15 protein-coding genes are annotated in these 15,313 nt (G+C 73.3%); 13 read left to right on the plus strand and 2 right to left on the minus strand.

Annotated elements, in window-relative coordinates; translation table 11 throughout:
• Positions 1-40 precede the first annotated feature (40 nt).
• The gene (locus tag ABT160_RS10170) at positions 41-526 is read right to left on the minus strand and encodes a YbjN domain-containing protein (RefSeq protein WP_351645967.1); all 486 of its coding nucleotides are present in this window, start codon (positions 524-526) and stop codon (positions 41-43) included.
• Positions 527-732: 206 nt separating this feature from the next.
• Here ABT160_RS10170 and eccE point away from each other — a divergent pair, with 206 nt between their 5' ends.
• Positions 733-2,538 carry a type VII secretion protein EccE gene (gene eccE / locus ABT160_RS10175; RefSeq protein ID WP_351645969.1) on the plus strand — a complete coding sequence of 602 codons (1,806 nt, stop codon included), beginning with the start codon at positions 733-735 and terminating at the stop codon, positions 2,536-2,538.
• Positions 2,531-3,739, plus strand: coding sequence for a type VII secretion-associated serine protease mycosin (mycP, locus tag ABT160_RS10180; RefSeq protein WP_351645971.1), 1,209 nt, complete (start codon positions 2,531-2,533; stop codon positions 3,737-3,739). Before eccE ends, mycP begins: the two co-directional genes overlap by 8 nt.
• A 72-nt stretch (positions 3,740-3,811) precedes the next feature.
• Here the strand turns inward: mycP and eccCa are convergent, their stop codons facing one another.
• Positions 3,812-7,786 carry a type VII secretion protein EccCa gene (gene eccCa / locus ABT160_RS10185; protein ID WP_351645972.1) on the minus strand — a complete coding sequence of 1,325 codons (3,975 nt, stop codon included), beginning with the start codon at positions 7,784-7,786 and terminating at the stop codon, positions 3,812-3,814.
• 188 nt (positions 7,787-7,974) lie between these two features.
• On the opposite strand from eccCa, the gene eccD reads away from it, so the two are divergent.
• The 11 genes from eccD to ABT160_RS10240 all read left to right on the plus strand — a co-directional run bounded on the left by eccD (position 7,975) and on the right by ABT160_RS10240 (position 15,229).
• Positions 7,975-9,351 carry a type VII secretion integral membrane protein EccD gene (gene eccD / locus ABT160_RS10190; RefSeq protein ID WP_351645975.1) on the plus strand — a complete coding sequence of 459 codons (1,377 nt, stop codon included), beginning with the start codon at positions 7,975-7,977 and terminating at the stop codon, positions 9,349-9,351.
• Between the two features lie 32 nt (positions 9,352-9,383).
• On the plus strand, positions 9,384-10,859 hold the full coding sequence (eccB, locus tag ABT160_RS10195; protein WP_351645977.1) for a type VII secretion protein EccB: 1,476 nt from the start codon (positions 9,384-9,386) through the stop codon (positions 10,857-10,859).
• A gap of 58 nt (positions 10,860-10,917) precedes the next feature.
• A complete protein-coding gene (locus ABT160_RS10200; RefSeq protein WP_351645979.1) occupies positions 10,918-11,232 on the plus strand; it encodes a WXG100 family type VII secretion target in 315 nt (104 codons plus the stop codon).
• 30 nt (positions 11,233-11,262) lie between these two features.
• The gene (locus tag ABT160_RS10205; RefSeq protein WP_351645981.1) at positions 11,263-11,568 is read left to right on the plus strand and encodes a hypothetical protein; all 306 of its coding nucleotides are present in this window, start codon (positions 11,263-11,265) and stop codon (positions 11,566-11,568) included.
• A gap of 186 nt (positions 11,569-11,754) precedes the next feature.
• Positions 11,755-12,084 carry a hypothetical protein gene (locus ABT160_RS10210; protein ID WP_351645982.1) on the plus strand — a complete coding sequence of 110 codons (330 nt, stop codon included), beginning with the start codon at positions 11,755-11,757 and terminating at the stop codon, positions 12,082-12,084.
• A gap of 56 nt (positions 12,085-12,140) precedes the next feature.
• Positions 12,141-12,533 carry a WXG100 family type VII secretion target gene (locus ABT160_RS10215; RefSeq protein ID WP_351645985.1) on the plus strand — a complete coding sequence of 131 codons (393 nt, stop codon included), beginning with the start codon at positions 12,141-12,143 and terminating at the stop codon, positions 12,531-12,533.
• Between the two features lie 105 nt (positions 12,534-12,638).
• Entirely contained in the window at positions 12,639-13,076 is a 438-nt protein-coding gene (locus ABT160_RS10220; RefSeq protein WP_351645987.1) for a hypothetical protein, read from the plus strand.
• Entirely contained in the window at positions 13,069-13,470 is a 402-nt protein-coding gene (locus ABT160_RS10225) for a hypothetical protein (protein ID WP_351645989.1), read from the plus strand. The genes ABT160_RS10220 and ABT160_RS10225 overlap by 8 nt, the downstream gene beginning before the upstream one ends.
• A 157-nt stretch (positions 13,471-13,627) precedes the next feature.
• Positions 13,628-14,365, plus strand: coding sequence for a hypothetical protein (locus ABT160_RS10230; protein WP_351645991.1), 738 nt, complete (start codon positions 13,628-13,630; stop codon positions 14,363-14,365).
• A 137-nt stretch (positions 14,366-14,502) separates the two neighbouring features.
• Positions 14,503-14,844: a hypothetical protein gene (locus ABT160_RS10235; protein ID WP_351645992.1), complete on the plus strand. Its 342-nt coding sequence runs from the start codon at positions 14,503-14,505 to the stop codon at positions 14,842-14,844.
• Between the two features lie 88 nt (positions 14,845-14,932).
• Entirely contained in the window at positions 14,933-15,229 is a 297-nt protein-coding gene (locus ABT160_RS10240) for a WXG100 family type VII secretion target (RefSeq protein WP_351645994.1), read from the plus strand.
• The last annotated feature ends 84 nt before the right edge of the window (positions 15,230-15,313 follow it).

A 15,313-nucleotide genomic window follows, 5' to 3' on the forward strand; every position in this document is an offset into this window, starting at 1 on the left:
CCTTGTCGGCGTCCCCCTCCACGTCCCGCCCGCGCCCCCCTCAGCGCTTCGTGCCCGCCCGCGCCGCCCGCCCCGCCCGTGCCGTCGGCGGCGCGTCCAGCCGTTCGGTGAGCCACTCCTGGAACTCGCCCGCCGCGCTCACCCACGCCACCAGGCACACCGTGAACTGCTCCACGCCCACCCCGGGACCGATCGGCAGCTCCGCCTCGCTGACCAGCCGCAGCTCACCGCCCTCCAGCGGGTAGGTGTGGACCTTCGGCCACATCGCGCCCCGGTGCCACACGTCGAGGTGGTCGAGCAGCGCGGGCCGGTCCTCGGCGCGGAACGGCCGCTCGTAGAAGGTCCGTACCGTGAACACCCGCCCGCCCGCCGCGTCCTCGCCCCACGGCAGGAACAGGAAGTACGTGCGGCGGCCCTCCCAGGCCGCGAAGAGGTCCCCCTCGCCGTCGGTCCCGTACGACAGACCCGCCTGATCCAGGATCCGCTTGACGGTCCCCTGGTCCGGGGCGCCGGAGTCGTTCGCCATGGTGCTCCTCCCGCAAGGCGTTCGTCAGGCCCGCCGTACCGGTGACGGCGGGTACCACCGGGCACGACACCGGGCCCGGCCGGGTTCAGCGCCGCGACGCCGCCCACCCGGGGGCTTGAGCCGAACCCCCGCGCCGGACGTGCCTCCTCAGAAGCGGTGCGGCGCCCCGTCCGCACCGCGCACGGACTGCCGGAAGGACGGAACACATGAGTGCGGTGACGGATCGGGCCACCCGGCCGGTGCTGGGCATCCGGCCGGGTCACCTCGTCGCGTGGGAACTGGCCGCCATGCTCCTCGCGTACGGGCTGCTCTCGCCCAGCCCCCCGGGGTACGCCGCGCTGTTCACCGGCGCGGTCGTCCTCCTCTGCACGACGCTCCGCGTCCAGCGGCGCTGGCTGTACGACTGGCTGCTCACCCGGCTGCGGTACTGGACCCGCCGCCGCACCCGCGCGGTGCGCGACACCACGCTGCTGTCCCCGCTGACGACCCTGCTGCCCGACATCTCCGTCAGCCGGGCGGAGGGCCGCAGCCGCATCCGGCTCGGCGTCGTCCACGACGGCCGGGCCTGGGTCGCGCTGGTGGCCGTCGAGCGCGGCGACACGGCCACCGGACAGGCGGACGGCGGGGCGCTCCCGCTGGCCCGGCTCGGCGCCCTGGTCCACATGGACGACATCCGCTTCGAGTCCGTCCAGGTCCTGGTGCAGAGCGTCACCGCGCCCACCGGCAAGGACGCGGCCTCGCCGCTGTGCCCGATGGCGTACCAGGAGCTGAACGCCGACCGTACGCCGCTCACCCAGTCCGCGTGGGTGGTCGTGCGCCTGGACGCCGCGTCCTGCCCCGAGGCCGTGCAGGCACGCGGCGGGGGAGAGGCGGGCATCCGGCGCGCCCTGCGCAGGGGCGTCGTGCGCGCGGTGGGCGTCCTGGAGGACGAGGGCTGGCAGGCCCGCGTCCTGGACGAGACCGAGGCGGCCGAGACCCTGGCGGCGACCGCCGGGCTGACCGCCGGCGGCTCCGCGCAGCCCGCCGAGTCCTGGACCGCCTGGAGCGCCGAGACCGACCACGTCTCCTACTGGGTGCGCGACTGGAACCCCTCGGGCCGGGGCCTGGCCGACCTCCAGGGCCTGCTCGGCGCCTTCCCGGCCCGGGCGAGCGTCCTGTCCGTCACCTTCACCGACAGCGGCGCGGGACACCTGCGCCGCCACGTCCTCATCCGTACGTCGGGGGGCTCGGGCGAGGCCAACGGTGCCCTCGTCAAGGTCGCCGCCGAGCACGGCCTGCGGCTCGTCTCCCTCGACGGGGACCAGGCGGCGGGCCTGCTCGCCACGCTCCCGCTCGGCCGCTCCGCGGGCGCCCACGTCACCGCCGTCCCCGAGCAGCGTGCCCTCGAACTCTCCCTCCAGCGCGAGGGGCTGGCGCTCGGCACGCTGCGCGACGGCTCCCCGGCCACCGTACGGCTGCTGCGGCGCGACCCGGTGCGGCTGGGCGCGTTCGTGCCGCGCGCCACCGCCGAGCTGGTCGTCTTCCGGCTGCTCAGCGCGGGCGCGGGCGTCCACGTGCGGTCCCCGCAGCCGCAGACCTGGGCCACCCTGATGCGCGCCGCCGGGGTCGCTCCGCACCACATGGCGATCAACCTGCCCGGCGGCGTCACCCCGCCGGCCGGCACGCCGCTCGCCCCGGTCGCGGTCGTCGACGACTTCGCGGGCGCCAGCGGCGGCCCGCGCGCCGACCTCGGGGTCTGGCAGGTCGGCGTGACCGTCCAGCCGAAGGTCCCCACCGGCGGGGCCGAGGAGATGCGCCGCTACGACGCGGTCCTGGTGCCCCGGGTGTCCATCGAGGCGGCCCGCGCCCTGCGGGACGCCTTCCAGCTGCCGGAGAGCGTGCTGCGGATGCTGCCGCTGCTGCCCGCCGGGGCCACCGCCCTGGTGCTGCCCGGCCGGGTCGAGGTGGTCGGCCTGACCCCCACCCGCGTGGAGTCCCAGCTCCTCGGATCCCCGGAGCACGCCCGTGCGTGACATCCGCGCCGCCCGTGTGCGGCCCGTCGCCGGGGCGCTCGCGCTCGGCGTCCTCGGCTCCTCCCTGCTGGCCCCGCCGTCGGCGTACGCGAGTGCGGCGGCGGCCGGCTTTCCCGGCCGGTGCGCCGAGAGGGCCGTCAAGACCATCCCCGAACTCCCCTGGGCCCAGGCCCGGCTGGACCTGGAACGCGTGTGGGAGGTGACCCAGGGCGCCGGGCAGAAGGTCGCCGTCGTCGACTCCGGCGTCGACGCCTCGGTGCCCCAGCTCAAGGGGCACGTCCTGCGCGGCACGGACGTCGTGGGCGACAGCGGCCGGGGCGACACCGACTGCGTCGGCCACGGCACCTTCGTCGCGGGTGTCATCGCCGCCCGCCAGGACCCGAAGCTGAGGTTCGCGGGCGTCGCGCCCGGCGCCACCGTGCTGCCGGTCCGCCAGACGTCCGACGGCAAGGACGGCTCCGCCGACGGCATGGCCCGGGCGATCCGGGCCGCCGTCGACGGCGGGGCCCGGGTCGTCAACATCTCCGCCAACGCGCCCACCACCAGCGCCGCCCTCCAGGAGGCCGTGCGCCACGCGGTGCGCGAGGACGTCCTGGTGGTCGCGTCGGCGGGCAACCGGCAGAGCGGCTCCGAGCCCCTGCGGGCGAGCTTCCCGGCCTCCTTCCCCGACGTCCTGGGCGTCGGCGCGGTCGGCCGCGACGACGAGCCCGCCCAGTTCTCCGAGCCGGGCAGCTTCGTGGACGTCGCCGCACCGGGCGTCGACATCATCAGCCTGGGCACCGGCGGCCCCGGTTACGTCATCGACCAGGGCACCAGCTTCGCCGCGCCGTTCGTGTCCGGCACCGCCGCCCTGGTCCGCGCCTACCACCCGGAGCTCAGCGTCCGCCAGGTCATCCACCGCATCCAGAGCACCGCGGACCGCCCGGCGCGCAAGGTGCCCGACCCGCAGGTGGGCTGGGGCACCGTCAACCCCTACCGAGCCGTCACCGCCGTACTCCCCGAGGAGCGTCCTGGTGCCTCGCCCGCGCCGTCCGCCGCGGCCACCCCGGCCCCGCTGCCGCCGGCGCCCGCCGCGGCGGCAGCGCCGGCCCGCACCTCCGGGCCCTTCGGCATGGTGCTCCTTGTCGTCGGCGTCATCGCGGTCGTCGGCCTGTTCGCGGGCGGTGTGCTCGCGGCACGGATGAGCTCGCGCCGGCGGTAGGGAGCGAGGCACGAAGAGGGCCCCACCCGGAAGCGGTTCGGGTGGGGCCCCTCTGCACGGCTCACGTACGGCCTACGCCTCCGGTTCGTCCGCGAACGCGGTCTGTACGAGGACCGGGGCGCCGCGCCGCGTGATGAGCTGGGCGCGGCCCGCCGGCAGCTTCTTCGGCGGGGTGTTGTGCAGGAACGCGCCCTCCTCGCGGCCGCAGGAGAACAGCATCGACAGCGTGCCCACCTCGCTCAGGCGCTTGACGAACGCGTCGCTCACCCCGCGCATGCCGCCGGTGGTGCTGCGCACCAGCACCACGTGCAGGCCGATCTCCGAGCCCTGCGAGAGCAGTTCGAAGAGCGGGGCGAACGGGTGCTTGAGCGGGTTGCCCGTCACCAGCAGGTCGTAGTCGTCGACCAGCAGGTACAGCTGCGGGCCCGCCCACCAGTCGCGCAGCGGCAGCCGGTCGGGGGAGATCTCCGGGCCCGGGACGCGCTTGGCCAGCGACTCGGCGACCTCCTTCACCGTCGTCTCCAGGGTGGACGCCGCCACCGCGTAGCTGAGCTGGTACTCCTTGGGGACGGCGTCGAACAGGTTGCGCCGGGGGTCGGCGATGATGAAGCGCGCCTCGTCCGGCGAGTAGTGCTGCACCAGCGACTTGGCGACCACCTTGAGCAGGTTGGTCTTGCCGCTCTCCGTCTCGCCGAACGCGACCAGGTGCGGATTGGCGTCGAAGTCGTGCCACGCGGGCTCCAGGGCCCGCTCCTCCAGGCCCAGCGCGACGCGCACGTCGCCCTCGGGCTTCGCCACGTCCGCCAGCGGCAGCACGTCGGGGAGCAGCTTGACCTGCGGGGCCGGGGCGCCGTGCCAGGCGGTGGCGACCTCGGCGACCAGCCCGCGGTGCGCGTCGGCCAGTTCCTCGGAGCTCTCCACCGCGTCGGTGCGCGGCACGGCCGCCATGAAGTGCAGCCGCTGCCGGGTCAGCCCGCGGCCCGGGACCTTCGGGACGCCCGCCGCCGCCTTGGAGTTGATGTCCGACTCCATCGGCTCGCCGAGCCGCAGCTCGAAGCGGGTGCCCATCGCGTCGCGCAGCCAGGCGCGGTAGTCCGCCCACCGGTTGGACGCGATGATCAGGTGCACGCCGTAGGCCAGACCGCGCGAGGCGATCTCCTGGACGGCGGGCTCCAGCTTCTCGAAGTCCTGGCGCAGCGTGAACCAGCCGTCGATGACGAGGAACACGTCGCCGTACGGGTCGTCCGCGAACCGGCCCTCGCGGCGGGCCTTGCGGTACTCGGCCATCGACTCCACGCCGTGCGCCGGGAAGGCGTCCTCGCGCCGGTCGATGAGCGCCTTGATCTCGTTGACGCTGCGCACCACCCGGTCCACGTCCAGGCGCCCCGCGACGCTGCCCACGTGCGGCAGGCCGCGCAGCGACGACAGGCTGCCGCCGCCGAAGTCCAGGCAGTAGAACTGCGCCTCGCGCGGCGTGTGCGTCAGGGCCAGCGCGGTGACCAGGGAGCGTACGAGGGTGCTCTTGCCGCTCTGCGTACCGCCGACGACGCCGACGTGGCCGCCGGACGCGGACAGGTCCGCCCACAGGTTGTCGCGGCGCTGCTCCAGCGGCTTGTCGACCAGGCCGACGGGCACCACCAGCCGGCCGCGCTGGTCCCAGTCCGCGGTGGTCAGGCCCAGGTCGGGGTGCGCGGACAGGGCGGGCAGCAGCATGTCCAGGGTGGGCGGCGCGCCCAGCGGCGGCAGCCACACCCGGTGCGCGGGCGGGCCCTGGTCCTCCAGGCGCTCCAGGATGACGTCCATCATCGTCTCGGACGTCTCGGTGACCTGCTCCTCCTGCTCCGGCTCACCGGTGTCCAGCACGCGCGGCGCGATGTAGTCCGGGGTGAACGGCACGACCTGCTGCTCGATGACGGCCTGGCGGCGGGCCCGGGTCGCCGCGGAGCGGTAGACCCCGGAGACGTACGCGGCGCGGAAGCGCTCCAGGGTGGAGGTGTCGGTCTTGAGGTAGCCGTGACCGGGCGCCGACGGCAGGGTGTACGCGTCGGGGACGCCGAGCACCGCGCGGCTCTCGTTCGCCGAGAACGTGCGCAGGCCGATGCGGTACGAGAGGTGGGACTGGAGCGCGTGGATGCGGCCCTCCTCCAACCGCTGCGAGGCGAGCAGCAGATGGACCGCGAGCGAGCGCCCGAGCCGTCCGATCATCACGAACGTCTCGATGAACTCGCGCTTCTGGGAGAGCAGTTCGGAGAACTCGTCCACCACGATGAACAGCGAGGGCAGCGGCGCCAGTTCGGCCCCGGCCGCGCGCGCCTTCTCGTAGTCGTGCACGGAGCTGTAGTTGCCCGCCGCCCGCAGCAACTCCTGACGGCGCGTCATCTCACTCTGCAGCGCCTCCTGCATGCGGTCCACCAGCGGCAGCTCGTCCGCCAGGTTGGTGATGACCGCCGAGGTGTGCGGCAGCCGCTCCATGCCGAGGAACGTGGCACCGCCCTTGAAGTCGACCAGGACGAAGTTCAGGGCCTCCGAGGAGTGCGTCACCGCCATCCCGAGCACCAGGGTGCGCAGCAGCTCCGACTTCCCGGAGCCGGTCGCGCCGATCAGGATGCCGTGCGGGCCCATGCCGCCGCGCGCCGCCTCCTTGATGTCCAGCTCCACCGGCAGGCCGCTCTCCGAGTAGCCGATCGGGATGCGCAGCTGGTCCCAGGTGGAGCGGGGGCGCCAGGTGATCTGCGGGTCCAGCTTCTTGGCGTCGCCGACGCCGAGCATGGTGGGCAACTCGTAGTCCGCGAGCGACGGTTCGGACTTCTCCACCGCGCCGCCCGCGCGGAACGGCGCGATCAGCCGGGCCAGCTTGCGGCACCGGCCGAGCGCCAGGAAGTCCGGCGCGCACACCAGCGAGTGCTCGTCGGCGCCCACCTCGTTGCGGGTGATCTGCTCGACCTTGTCCGCCGACACCTGCAGGCGCAGCACGAACTTGTTGTGGCGACGCGGCAGGGCCGCCGCCAGGTCGATCACCACCGCGTTGCGGTAGCCGGCGGTGGCCACCTGCGCGGTCGCCGGGACCTTGGCGTCGTCCACCACGAGCACCAGGAACGGCTCGTTCGCGGTGACCTCCGCGTCCGCCTCGTACCGGCCCCGCTCGCCCAGCGCGTCACCGCCGAGCAGCTCCTCCAGCTTCTCCCACTCCCGCGCCACCAGGCGCACCGGACCGGCCGCGTCGACGTCCTTGGGGTGCTGGCAGTGCGGCAGCCACTTCGCCCAGTCCCACTCCTCGGCCGCCGCGCCCGGACCCGCGAGCACCGCGATGTTGAGGTCCTCCGGCGAGTGCAGCGTCGCCAGGCCCGCGACCATCGAGCGCGCCAGGCCGCGCGCCGCGTCGCGGTCGCCGTCCAGCAGGACGTGCGCGAAGCCCGGCAGGTACACGGAGACCGGGGTGTCGGGGACGGTGGCGTACGCCTCCATGAAGCGCCGCAGCGCGTGCGTGGCGACCGGCTCCAGGTCCTCCACCGGCGCCGACTCGGGCGCGCGCAGCTGAACGGCCAGTCCCTGCCTGCCCGTTCCGATCCGCACCTCGCCGAAGTCCGGGTGGCTGGAGCGCCGCTCCCACAGGCGCTTGCTCAGCGCCACCGACCACAGCCCGTCCGGGTGCGGGTGCTGCCACAGCAGGTGGCGGCGCTGCTGGTCGGAGACCTTGCGCACCTTGCGGCGCTCCTGGGCGAGGTAGCGCAGGTAGCCGCGGCGCTCGCCGATCAGCTTGCGCTTGCGCTCGACGCCCGGGCGCAGCAGGTTCATCACCAGCATGATGACCATGGAGAAGGCCATGGCGCCCATCGTCACGTAGCGCAGCGTGGAACTGATGCCGGGGACCAGGAACATCACCGACATGCCCACGCCCTGCGCGGCCATGGGCAGCACGCCCATCACGCTCATGAATCCCTGGCTCTCCAGGGCGGGCAGGCCTGGAGGTGACTGCATACTGAGTTCCCCGCTCGGCAGCTCCGGCGCGGAGCGGCGGGCGGGGCGGCGGAAGAGCACGGTCGACACCCTGGTGCCTCCTTGTGGGGTTCGCGGCCGCGGTACCTGACCCCACGGCTGGGTCCTGACGGACCACAGCACGCACCACCGGGCCGGAAGTTTCACCGGGGAGGCCGGAAAACCCCTGGCACCTTTCGTGGCCGGACGGCTTGAACCGGCGCACCGGGCACCGCGTGCCTGTCCCCGTGAACAGCTACGTGACCAACGAATTGTGCCGGCTGATGCTCGTGACGCCCTCGTCGTCACTGGAGATCGCGGTGCCGTCGGACGTTCCGCTGTACGACCTCCTCCCGACGCTTCTCGTCTACGCGGGGCCGGACCTCGCGGACGTCGGGGTGGAACACGACGGCTGGGTGCTCCAGCGGCTCGGCGAGCCCCCGCTCGACGAGGAACGCACGCTCGCCGCGCTCTCCCTGCGTGACGGGGAGACCGTCCACCTGCGTCCGCGCAGCGCGGAACTGCCCGCGCTCGACTTCGACGACCTGATCACCGGGGTCGCCGAGGGGACCCGCAAGCGCCCCGACCGGTGGCGGGACGCGATGACCCACCGCCTGTTCGTCGGCCTGGCCGCCGCCGCGCTGCTGACCGGGTTCCTCGTCCTCCTCCAGGGCGGCTCCGCACCCGCCAGGGCCGCCGTCGCCGCCGTCATCGCCCTCGCGCTGCTCGTCGGCGGCGCCCTGGTAGCCCGGGCCGGCGACGACCAGGCGGCGGGCGCCATGCTCGGCCTGGCCGCCGGGCCCTTCGCGGGCCTGGCCGGCTACCTCGCGGCGGCCGTGGAGGGCGAGGACGCGATCCTCGCCCAGCAGGTGCTCGCCGCGGGCGGCGCGGCCCTGCTGGCCGTGGTCCTCGCCCTCGTCGCCATCTCCGTCACCATGCCCGCCTTCGCGGCGGCCCTGGTCGGCGCCGGAGCGCTCGCCCTGGGCGGCCTGCTCTCGGCGCTCGCCGACGCGCGCTGGTACGAGGCCGCGGCCGTGGTCCTGGTGGCCGCGCTCGTCTTCAACGTCACCGTCCCCATGACCGCGTTCCGCATGGCCGACCTGCGCATGCCCGCGCTCCCGGCCGACGCGGACGAGCTCCAGGAGGAGGTCGAGCCGTTCCGGGCCCAGCGCCTGATGGACCGGGCCGTCGTCGCCGACCACGGCATGACCGCCCTGTTCACGGCCGTCGGTGTGGTGTGCACCGCCGCGCTCCTGGTCCTGGCCACCGCCGACGGCTGGGCCCCCGAGACGCTGTCGGTCGCCGCGTGCGCCGCGCTCGTCCTGCGCAGCCGGGTCGTCCTCAGCGCGGGCCAGCGCATGGCCCTGCTCGTCCCCGGCACCGTAGGGCTGGTCATCGTCCTGCTCAAGCTCTCCGGCGACCTGCCGCTCGCCCCGCGGCTGGCCCTGATGGCGGGCGGCCTGGCGGTCCTCGCCGGGCTGTGCGTCCTGGGCGCGCGCCTGCTGCCCGGCCGGCGCCTGCTGCCGTACTGGGGGCGCGCCGCGGAGATCGCCGAGCTGCTGGTCGGCGTCTCGATGGTCCCGCTGGTCCTGGCCGTGCTCGACGCCTACGGCTGGGCCCGCAACTTCATGGCCTGACGGCCCCGCACCCCGACTGGAGGAAGGCTCCGATGCATACCCGCCGGGACCAGGTCCAGGCCCACCTCTTCACCCTGAGCAGGGTCACCGCCGGACTCATCCGGGCCGAACCCGACGCCCGGGAGACCCCGATGCGCCGGTTCACCCTCGGCGCCGTCGCCGGGACCGCGCTCGGCGCGGTCGCCCTCGGCGGTCTCGTCGCCTTCGGCTTCATCTCGCCCGGCGTGACCAACTCCTTCAAGAAGGAGGGCACGCTGGTCATCGAGAAGGAGACGGGCACCCGGTACGTGTTCCTCTCCGGGGCCCTGCACCCCGTCCTCAACGAGACGTCCGCGCTGCTGATCACCGGCGGCAAGAAGACCAACACCCGTACGTCACGCTTCTCCAGCACTTCCGGCGGACCAGTCACCGTCGGCGCCAAGTCCCTCAAGGACACGCCCAAGGGCCTGCCGCTCGGCATCGTCGGCGCCCCCGACGACCTGCCCGACGCCAAGAACCTCGACCGGCGTCCCTGGAACATCTGCTCGGCCACCCGCAAGGAGGCCGACGGCACCACCAGCAAGCTCGTGACCGCCTACCTCGGCGGCGCGGGCGCGGGCATCACGGTGCTCGACGAGAACCAGACGATGGTCGTGCGCGGAGAGGCCGGCGGGGCGTTCCTCGCCTGGATGGACCGCAAGCTGAAGGTGCCCGCCGAGTCCACCCTCACCGGCCTCGGATACGCCGACGTGGTCTCCTTCGACGTCAAGGACGCGTGGCTCAACTCCCTGCCGTCCGGTACGGACCTGACGCCCCCGCAGGCCCCCGGGCGCGGGCGGCCGGGCCCGCCCGTCGGCGGGCGCCCCTCCGTGATCGGGCAGGTCTACCGGGACCCCACCGGTGCGTCCTACCTGCTGCTCCAGGACGGGCTCACCCCGCTCACCCAGACCGAGACGGCGCTGGTGCTCGCGGACCCGGGCACGGCCGCCGCGTACCGCGGCACCACCGTCCTGCCGATCGACATCGGCACCGCGGCCGTCTCCTCCGCGCCGCGCTCGCAGCGCCCGCTGAAGGCGACGGGCCTGCCCGTCACCCCGCCGCAGGCGATCGGCACGGGCAACGTCGGGACCCGGGTGCCCTGTTACCGGGTCGGCCCGGCCGACTCGGGCGGCAGCAAGGTGGAGGCCGCCTTCCGCACCAACACCCCGGCGAACATGGTCAAGCCCGCCGCGGGCGTCCCGAGGCCGACGGGTGCGGACGCCGCGCTCATCGCCGACCGCGTGGTGGTCGCGCCCGGCAGCGGCATGCTCGTACGCGAGGAGACCACGGCCGCCGAGGCCGCGCCGCGCATCTGGCTGGTGACCGAGCTGGGCGTCAAGTACCGCCTGGCCTCCGACCAGACGGCCAAGCTCCTCGGCTACGACACCACCAAGGCCGTCCCCGTGCCCACCAGTGTCCTGGGGCTCGTCCCCAGCGGGCCCGTCCTGGACGAGGCCGCGGCGAAGACGCCGCTGACGACCAACCCGTAAGCCCACGATCCCGGGGACTCCCGTCCCCGTAACCCAGAGGAAAGGCAGGGGCTCCCCCATGTCAGAGGTCAAGACCAATTTCGACGGCATGCGTGCCGGAATCGCCGCAGTCATCAACGGGTGGGAAGGCATCGACGTCCAGATCAAGACCGCCGCGCAGGAAGCCGACGCGATCTTCGACAACTGGTCGGGTCCCACGGCCGAGGCGTGGCACACCCTGGAGAAGGAGTGGGAGCGGATCATGGGCATCGCCAACGACCGTCTGAAGGACCTCGACGAGACGCTGAAGAAGATCCTCGACGACCAGGTCCAGAAGGAAGGCGACCGCGAACAGAAGGCCCAGCAGCTCGAATTCAAGAAGTCCTACGCTTAACCGCCGCGAAAGAGAGAAGAGGAGAATCCGATGACGACGGCACCCGAGGGCTACAAGTATTCGGTCGAGGCGATCCAGGGTGGAGTGGACCGGCTGGCGAAGGGAACGGAGGAGATCAAGAACTCCGTCACTGTCATCCACCAGAACGCCGAGCTCAACTTCGAGAACTGGGCGGGAAACAGCAAGGAGGAGTTCAACCGTGTCCTGGGCGAGACGACGGCTCACCTCGTTGCGATCGGCGGATGGCTGGAGAAGCAGCGCGACGGGGTCCTGCGCCTGATCCAGCAGGTCGAGGAGAAGGACAAGGAGCACGCGAACAAGCTCGCCAACATGTAGGAGCTCCCGACGATTCTGGGCGTGTGCTGACTGTGCCCCGTGCGCTGTGCGTGCGGGGCACGTCCATGTCCGCATCCCCGAAGGGGAATTCTCGTGGGCCGGAGAAAACGCGGTCACGGGTGAACTGGGCGCGCTGGTGATGCGTATTCCTAGGCAGGCAACCAAATTTCGACCAAGGAGTGGAAAATGGCAGAGGGGTTCGTCGGAACAGGTACCGTCGCACAGACCAGCGCGACCCTCGACGGCGTGAAGTTCATGCGGGACGAGGCCGGCGAGTGGGACATCATGCGCAACCAGATCGTGAACCGGGTCATGAACCTGCAGTTCTCGGGTCCGGCACGCAAGGCTTTCGACGTGGTCCTGGCGGACTGGGTGGCGGGCATGGTCGCCGAAATGAACCGGCTGACCGAATTCGCGGACATGACCGAGAGCATCGTCAACGACGGCCTGGAGAGCGAGGAAGGGCGCAAGACCGAGGTCGCCCAGATAACCATCGACGCCCCGCCGACCGCCTGATCGCCGCTACCCGACAGCCCACAGCCCACAGCCCACAGAGACAGAAGGAGCACATCATGGCCACGCCAGTCCAGCGGCCGATCCAGTACGCACGCCCCGTCCAGGGGACCCCCGTCACCTCCGACGGCTTCCAGCCCGGGGACCTCCAGGGCGTCGGTGACTACTCGTACAACCCCGAGGAGATCGAGGAAGGCGTCGGGGTCATGCTCCAGGGCCACGAGGCGATGTCCGCGCGCGTCAAGAGTCTCCAGGCCAACGTCGACACCAAGATGACCGACGGCTGGACGGGCGAGAGCCGCGAGGGCTTCCGCCAGACCCTGGCTGTCATCGCCCAGAACCTCGAGGTGATCCTCGAGTGGATCCGCGACGCCGGCCAGTACCTGCGCGACGCCGCCAGCGACGCCCAGGAGACGGACAGCAGCCACGCCGCCATGCTGAAGAACTTCTAGGACCGGGCCGCACGGCGGTGCCCCGCACCGCTCCGGTGCGGGGCTCCGCCGCGTCGGCCCCGACGTCCAGACAGACCCGTCCGCCCCGCACCCGGGAGACACCAGATGACCCCACGGACCCTCGCCGCCCGCCCCGACGACCTGGTCGACTACGGCAGGTTCCTGCACGCCGCGGCGCAGGGCGGCCCCTCCGGCGACAACGGCCTCGACGCCGTGATCGAGCTGGTCGCGGGGATCGCCCTCCCGGTGCCCGACGAGCGGGTCCTGCCCGGTGGCGCCCAGTTCGCCAGGGGCCTCGGCGACAACGTCGCCCGGCTCCTCGCCGTACTGCGCGAGACCGCCACCGGCTACCGCGACCTCGGCCGGGCCGTCGAGCACATCGGCACCACCACCCGCGACGCCGAGGGCGTGCGCGAGGCCGGGGCGAAGGCCCTGGGCAGCAAGCTCCCGCGGCTCCCGCCGCCGGACGCGTCGCCGCTCGCCGCGCCCCGGCCCCAGGCACCCACCGACCAGCCCGCCGGGGAGATGAGCGCCGATGTCTGACAGCACGGGCACCACCGTCGCGAACGCCGTGCCACCGGGCGCGCTCGCCGGCACGGCCCGGCTCCAGGAGCTGCTCAGGGCCCTGGCCGAGGCGGACCCGCAGGCGTACTTCGACGCGGCCACCGCCCTCACCGAGGCCGCCGAACGGATCGAGCGCCTGGCCGACCTCGTACAGGACCGCAACGAGCGGCTGTTCCGCGCCAACGGCGGCGAGTCCTGGCAGGGCGGCGCGGCCGACACCACCGAGGCGCTCGCCACCGGACTCACCGCACGGCTGCGCAAGCTGGCCCCGCTCATCCGTCCCTGGGCGGCCGAGGCGGACACCGCGGGCGAGGCGGTCAACAACGCCTGGCACGAGGTCAACGGCCTGCTGAAGAGCGCCACCCAGGCCTGAGGGCGCCGCCCCCGGGCCTGAGGGCCCGGCCCAGGTCTGGGGGCGTTGCCCAGGCCTGAGGGCGCCGCCCCGCCCACTTCGGTCCCACGCGCGCCCACCCCTCGCCCACCCCCGCTCCCATCCCGATCCCAGCCCCGAGCCCAAGGAGGCGGCGGCCATGACCGCGTACGCCAACCGGCCACCCGACATCGTCCTGACGCCCCAGCAGGCCCAGCGGGTGACCCCGCTGGTGTCCGACGTCGTCAGCTCGCTCGGCCGCCGCCTGAGCTACCAGCACTTCCAGCTCACCGGCAACCACGAGGCGGCGGCCGCCGCGCACCGGCGCGAGGTCGAGGAGAACCGCGACACCAGCCGCTTCCTCACCGACGACCGCCCCGCCGGGGGTACGGCCCCGCCCCGCCCCGCGGACGACGGTACGGCCCTGGTCAGGACGGCCAAGGACGGCGGCCCGCCGCCCGGGGTCCTCGGCCGCGACCAGGCCACCACCCTCAACAGCGTCGGCCAGGCCAACGTCACCACCGCCGACCTCCAGCAGGGCGCGGTCCTCGCGCCCGGGCAGCAGCCCTCCAACCAGCCCTTCGGCCTGCCGGGCGGGCCCACCGTCGGAGTCGCCGGCGTCACCAGCGGGGTCGGCGCGGGTTACGGAGGAATGGGCATGGGCGGCGCGATGGGGGCGCACGGCCCCGGCCGGTCGGGCAACGGCCCCTCCACCGGGATCCTCGGCCGTGCCGAGCCCGAGGTGTGGGGCGCGCTCCCGGACACCCCTGAACCCGATGACCGCAAGGGCGGCAACACGCTGGCCACGGGCGGCGAGGCGCGCCCGCGGCGCGGGCTCCGCGCGGCCCGCGACGGGGGCGGGGGAGGGCCGCCGTCCGGGGTCCTGGGACGTCCCTGAATTCCCGCGCCCATTCGCGTCGAATTCGAGCCGGGAAGCGGTCGGGAAAGGCTGAACCCGATCCGGTGGCGGACCGTGACCAGGAATGAACGGCGAACGAGCCGTCACCTGACAGAAGACCGCAACGAGGAGAAGAAATGCCCTCGAACGTCACCGCCTCGAACGTCGCCCAGATGAACCAGGCGCTGGACATGATCTCCCAGACGCTGACCGCCTGCCGCCACGTCCAGTCGACGACCGAGCAGCAGGTCGAGGACCTCATCTCGCACTGGGAGGCCGACTCCCAGCGCCTCTTCCGGGGCGTCATGGAGAACTTCAGCGAGCGCTGCACCGCCATCCGCGGCCAGCTCGACACCCTGCAGAACAAGGTGCAGGAGACCCTCGGACTCCAGGTGCAGACCGAGGAGGCGGCGCAGACCAGCATGAGCGAGCTGCAGCGCCTGATGGACGGCGTGGTCGACGGCGGGGGCGTGAGCTGACGGCGGTACGGCACCCGCCGCCGCGCGACGACTCCGCCCCCGGGCACACCACTTCCGCACGACCCGCCAGAACCAGAAGGAGAATGACATGGCCGTCGACGGCTTCCGCGGCAATCCCGAGCAGATGCGCCAGATAGTCCAGGCGATGATCCAGGCCGGCAACCAGTTCGGCCAGGCGCTCGACTCCCTGGAATCGAACCTCGCCACGACGATCAGCGGATGGGAGGGCGAGTCCAAGGACGTCTACGCCGAGTGCCAGGCCAACTGGGACCGCCTCGCCAAGGAACTCCAGGTCTTTCTCGGAAAGGCCGCGAACGGCGTCGAGAACGTCGCCGACATCTACCACCAGCAGGACCAGACCTCCGCCGCCAACTTCGGCGGCTGAAGCGTCCGTCGGCCACCCCGGAACGCTCCGCGGCCCCGGCCGCCGGCCGGGGCCGCGGAGCGCGGGCGACCCAGAAGGGCTGAA

The organism is Streptomyces sp. NPDC001941, assembly GCF_040296945.1.
In the GTDB taxonomy this organism is placed as follows: domain Bacteria; phylum Actinomycetota; class Actinomycetes; order Streptomycetales; family Streptomycetaceae; genus Streptomyces.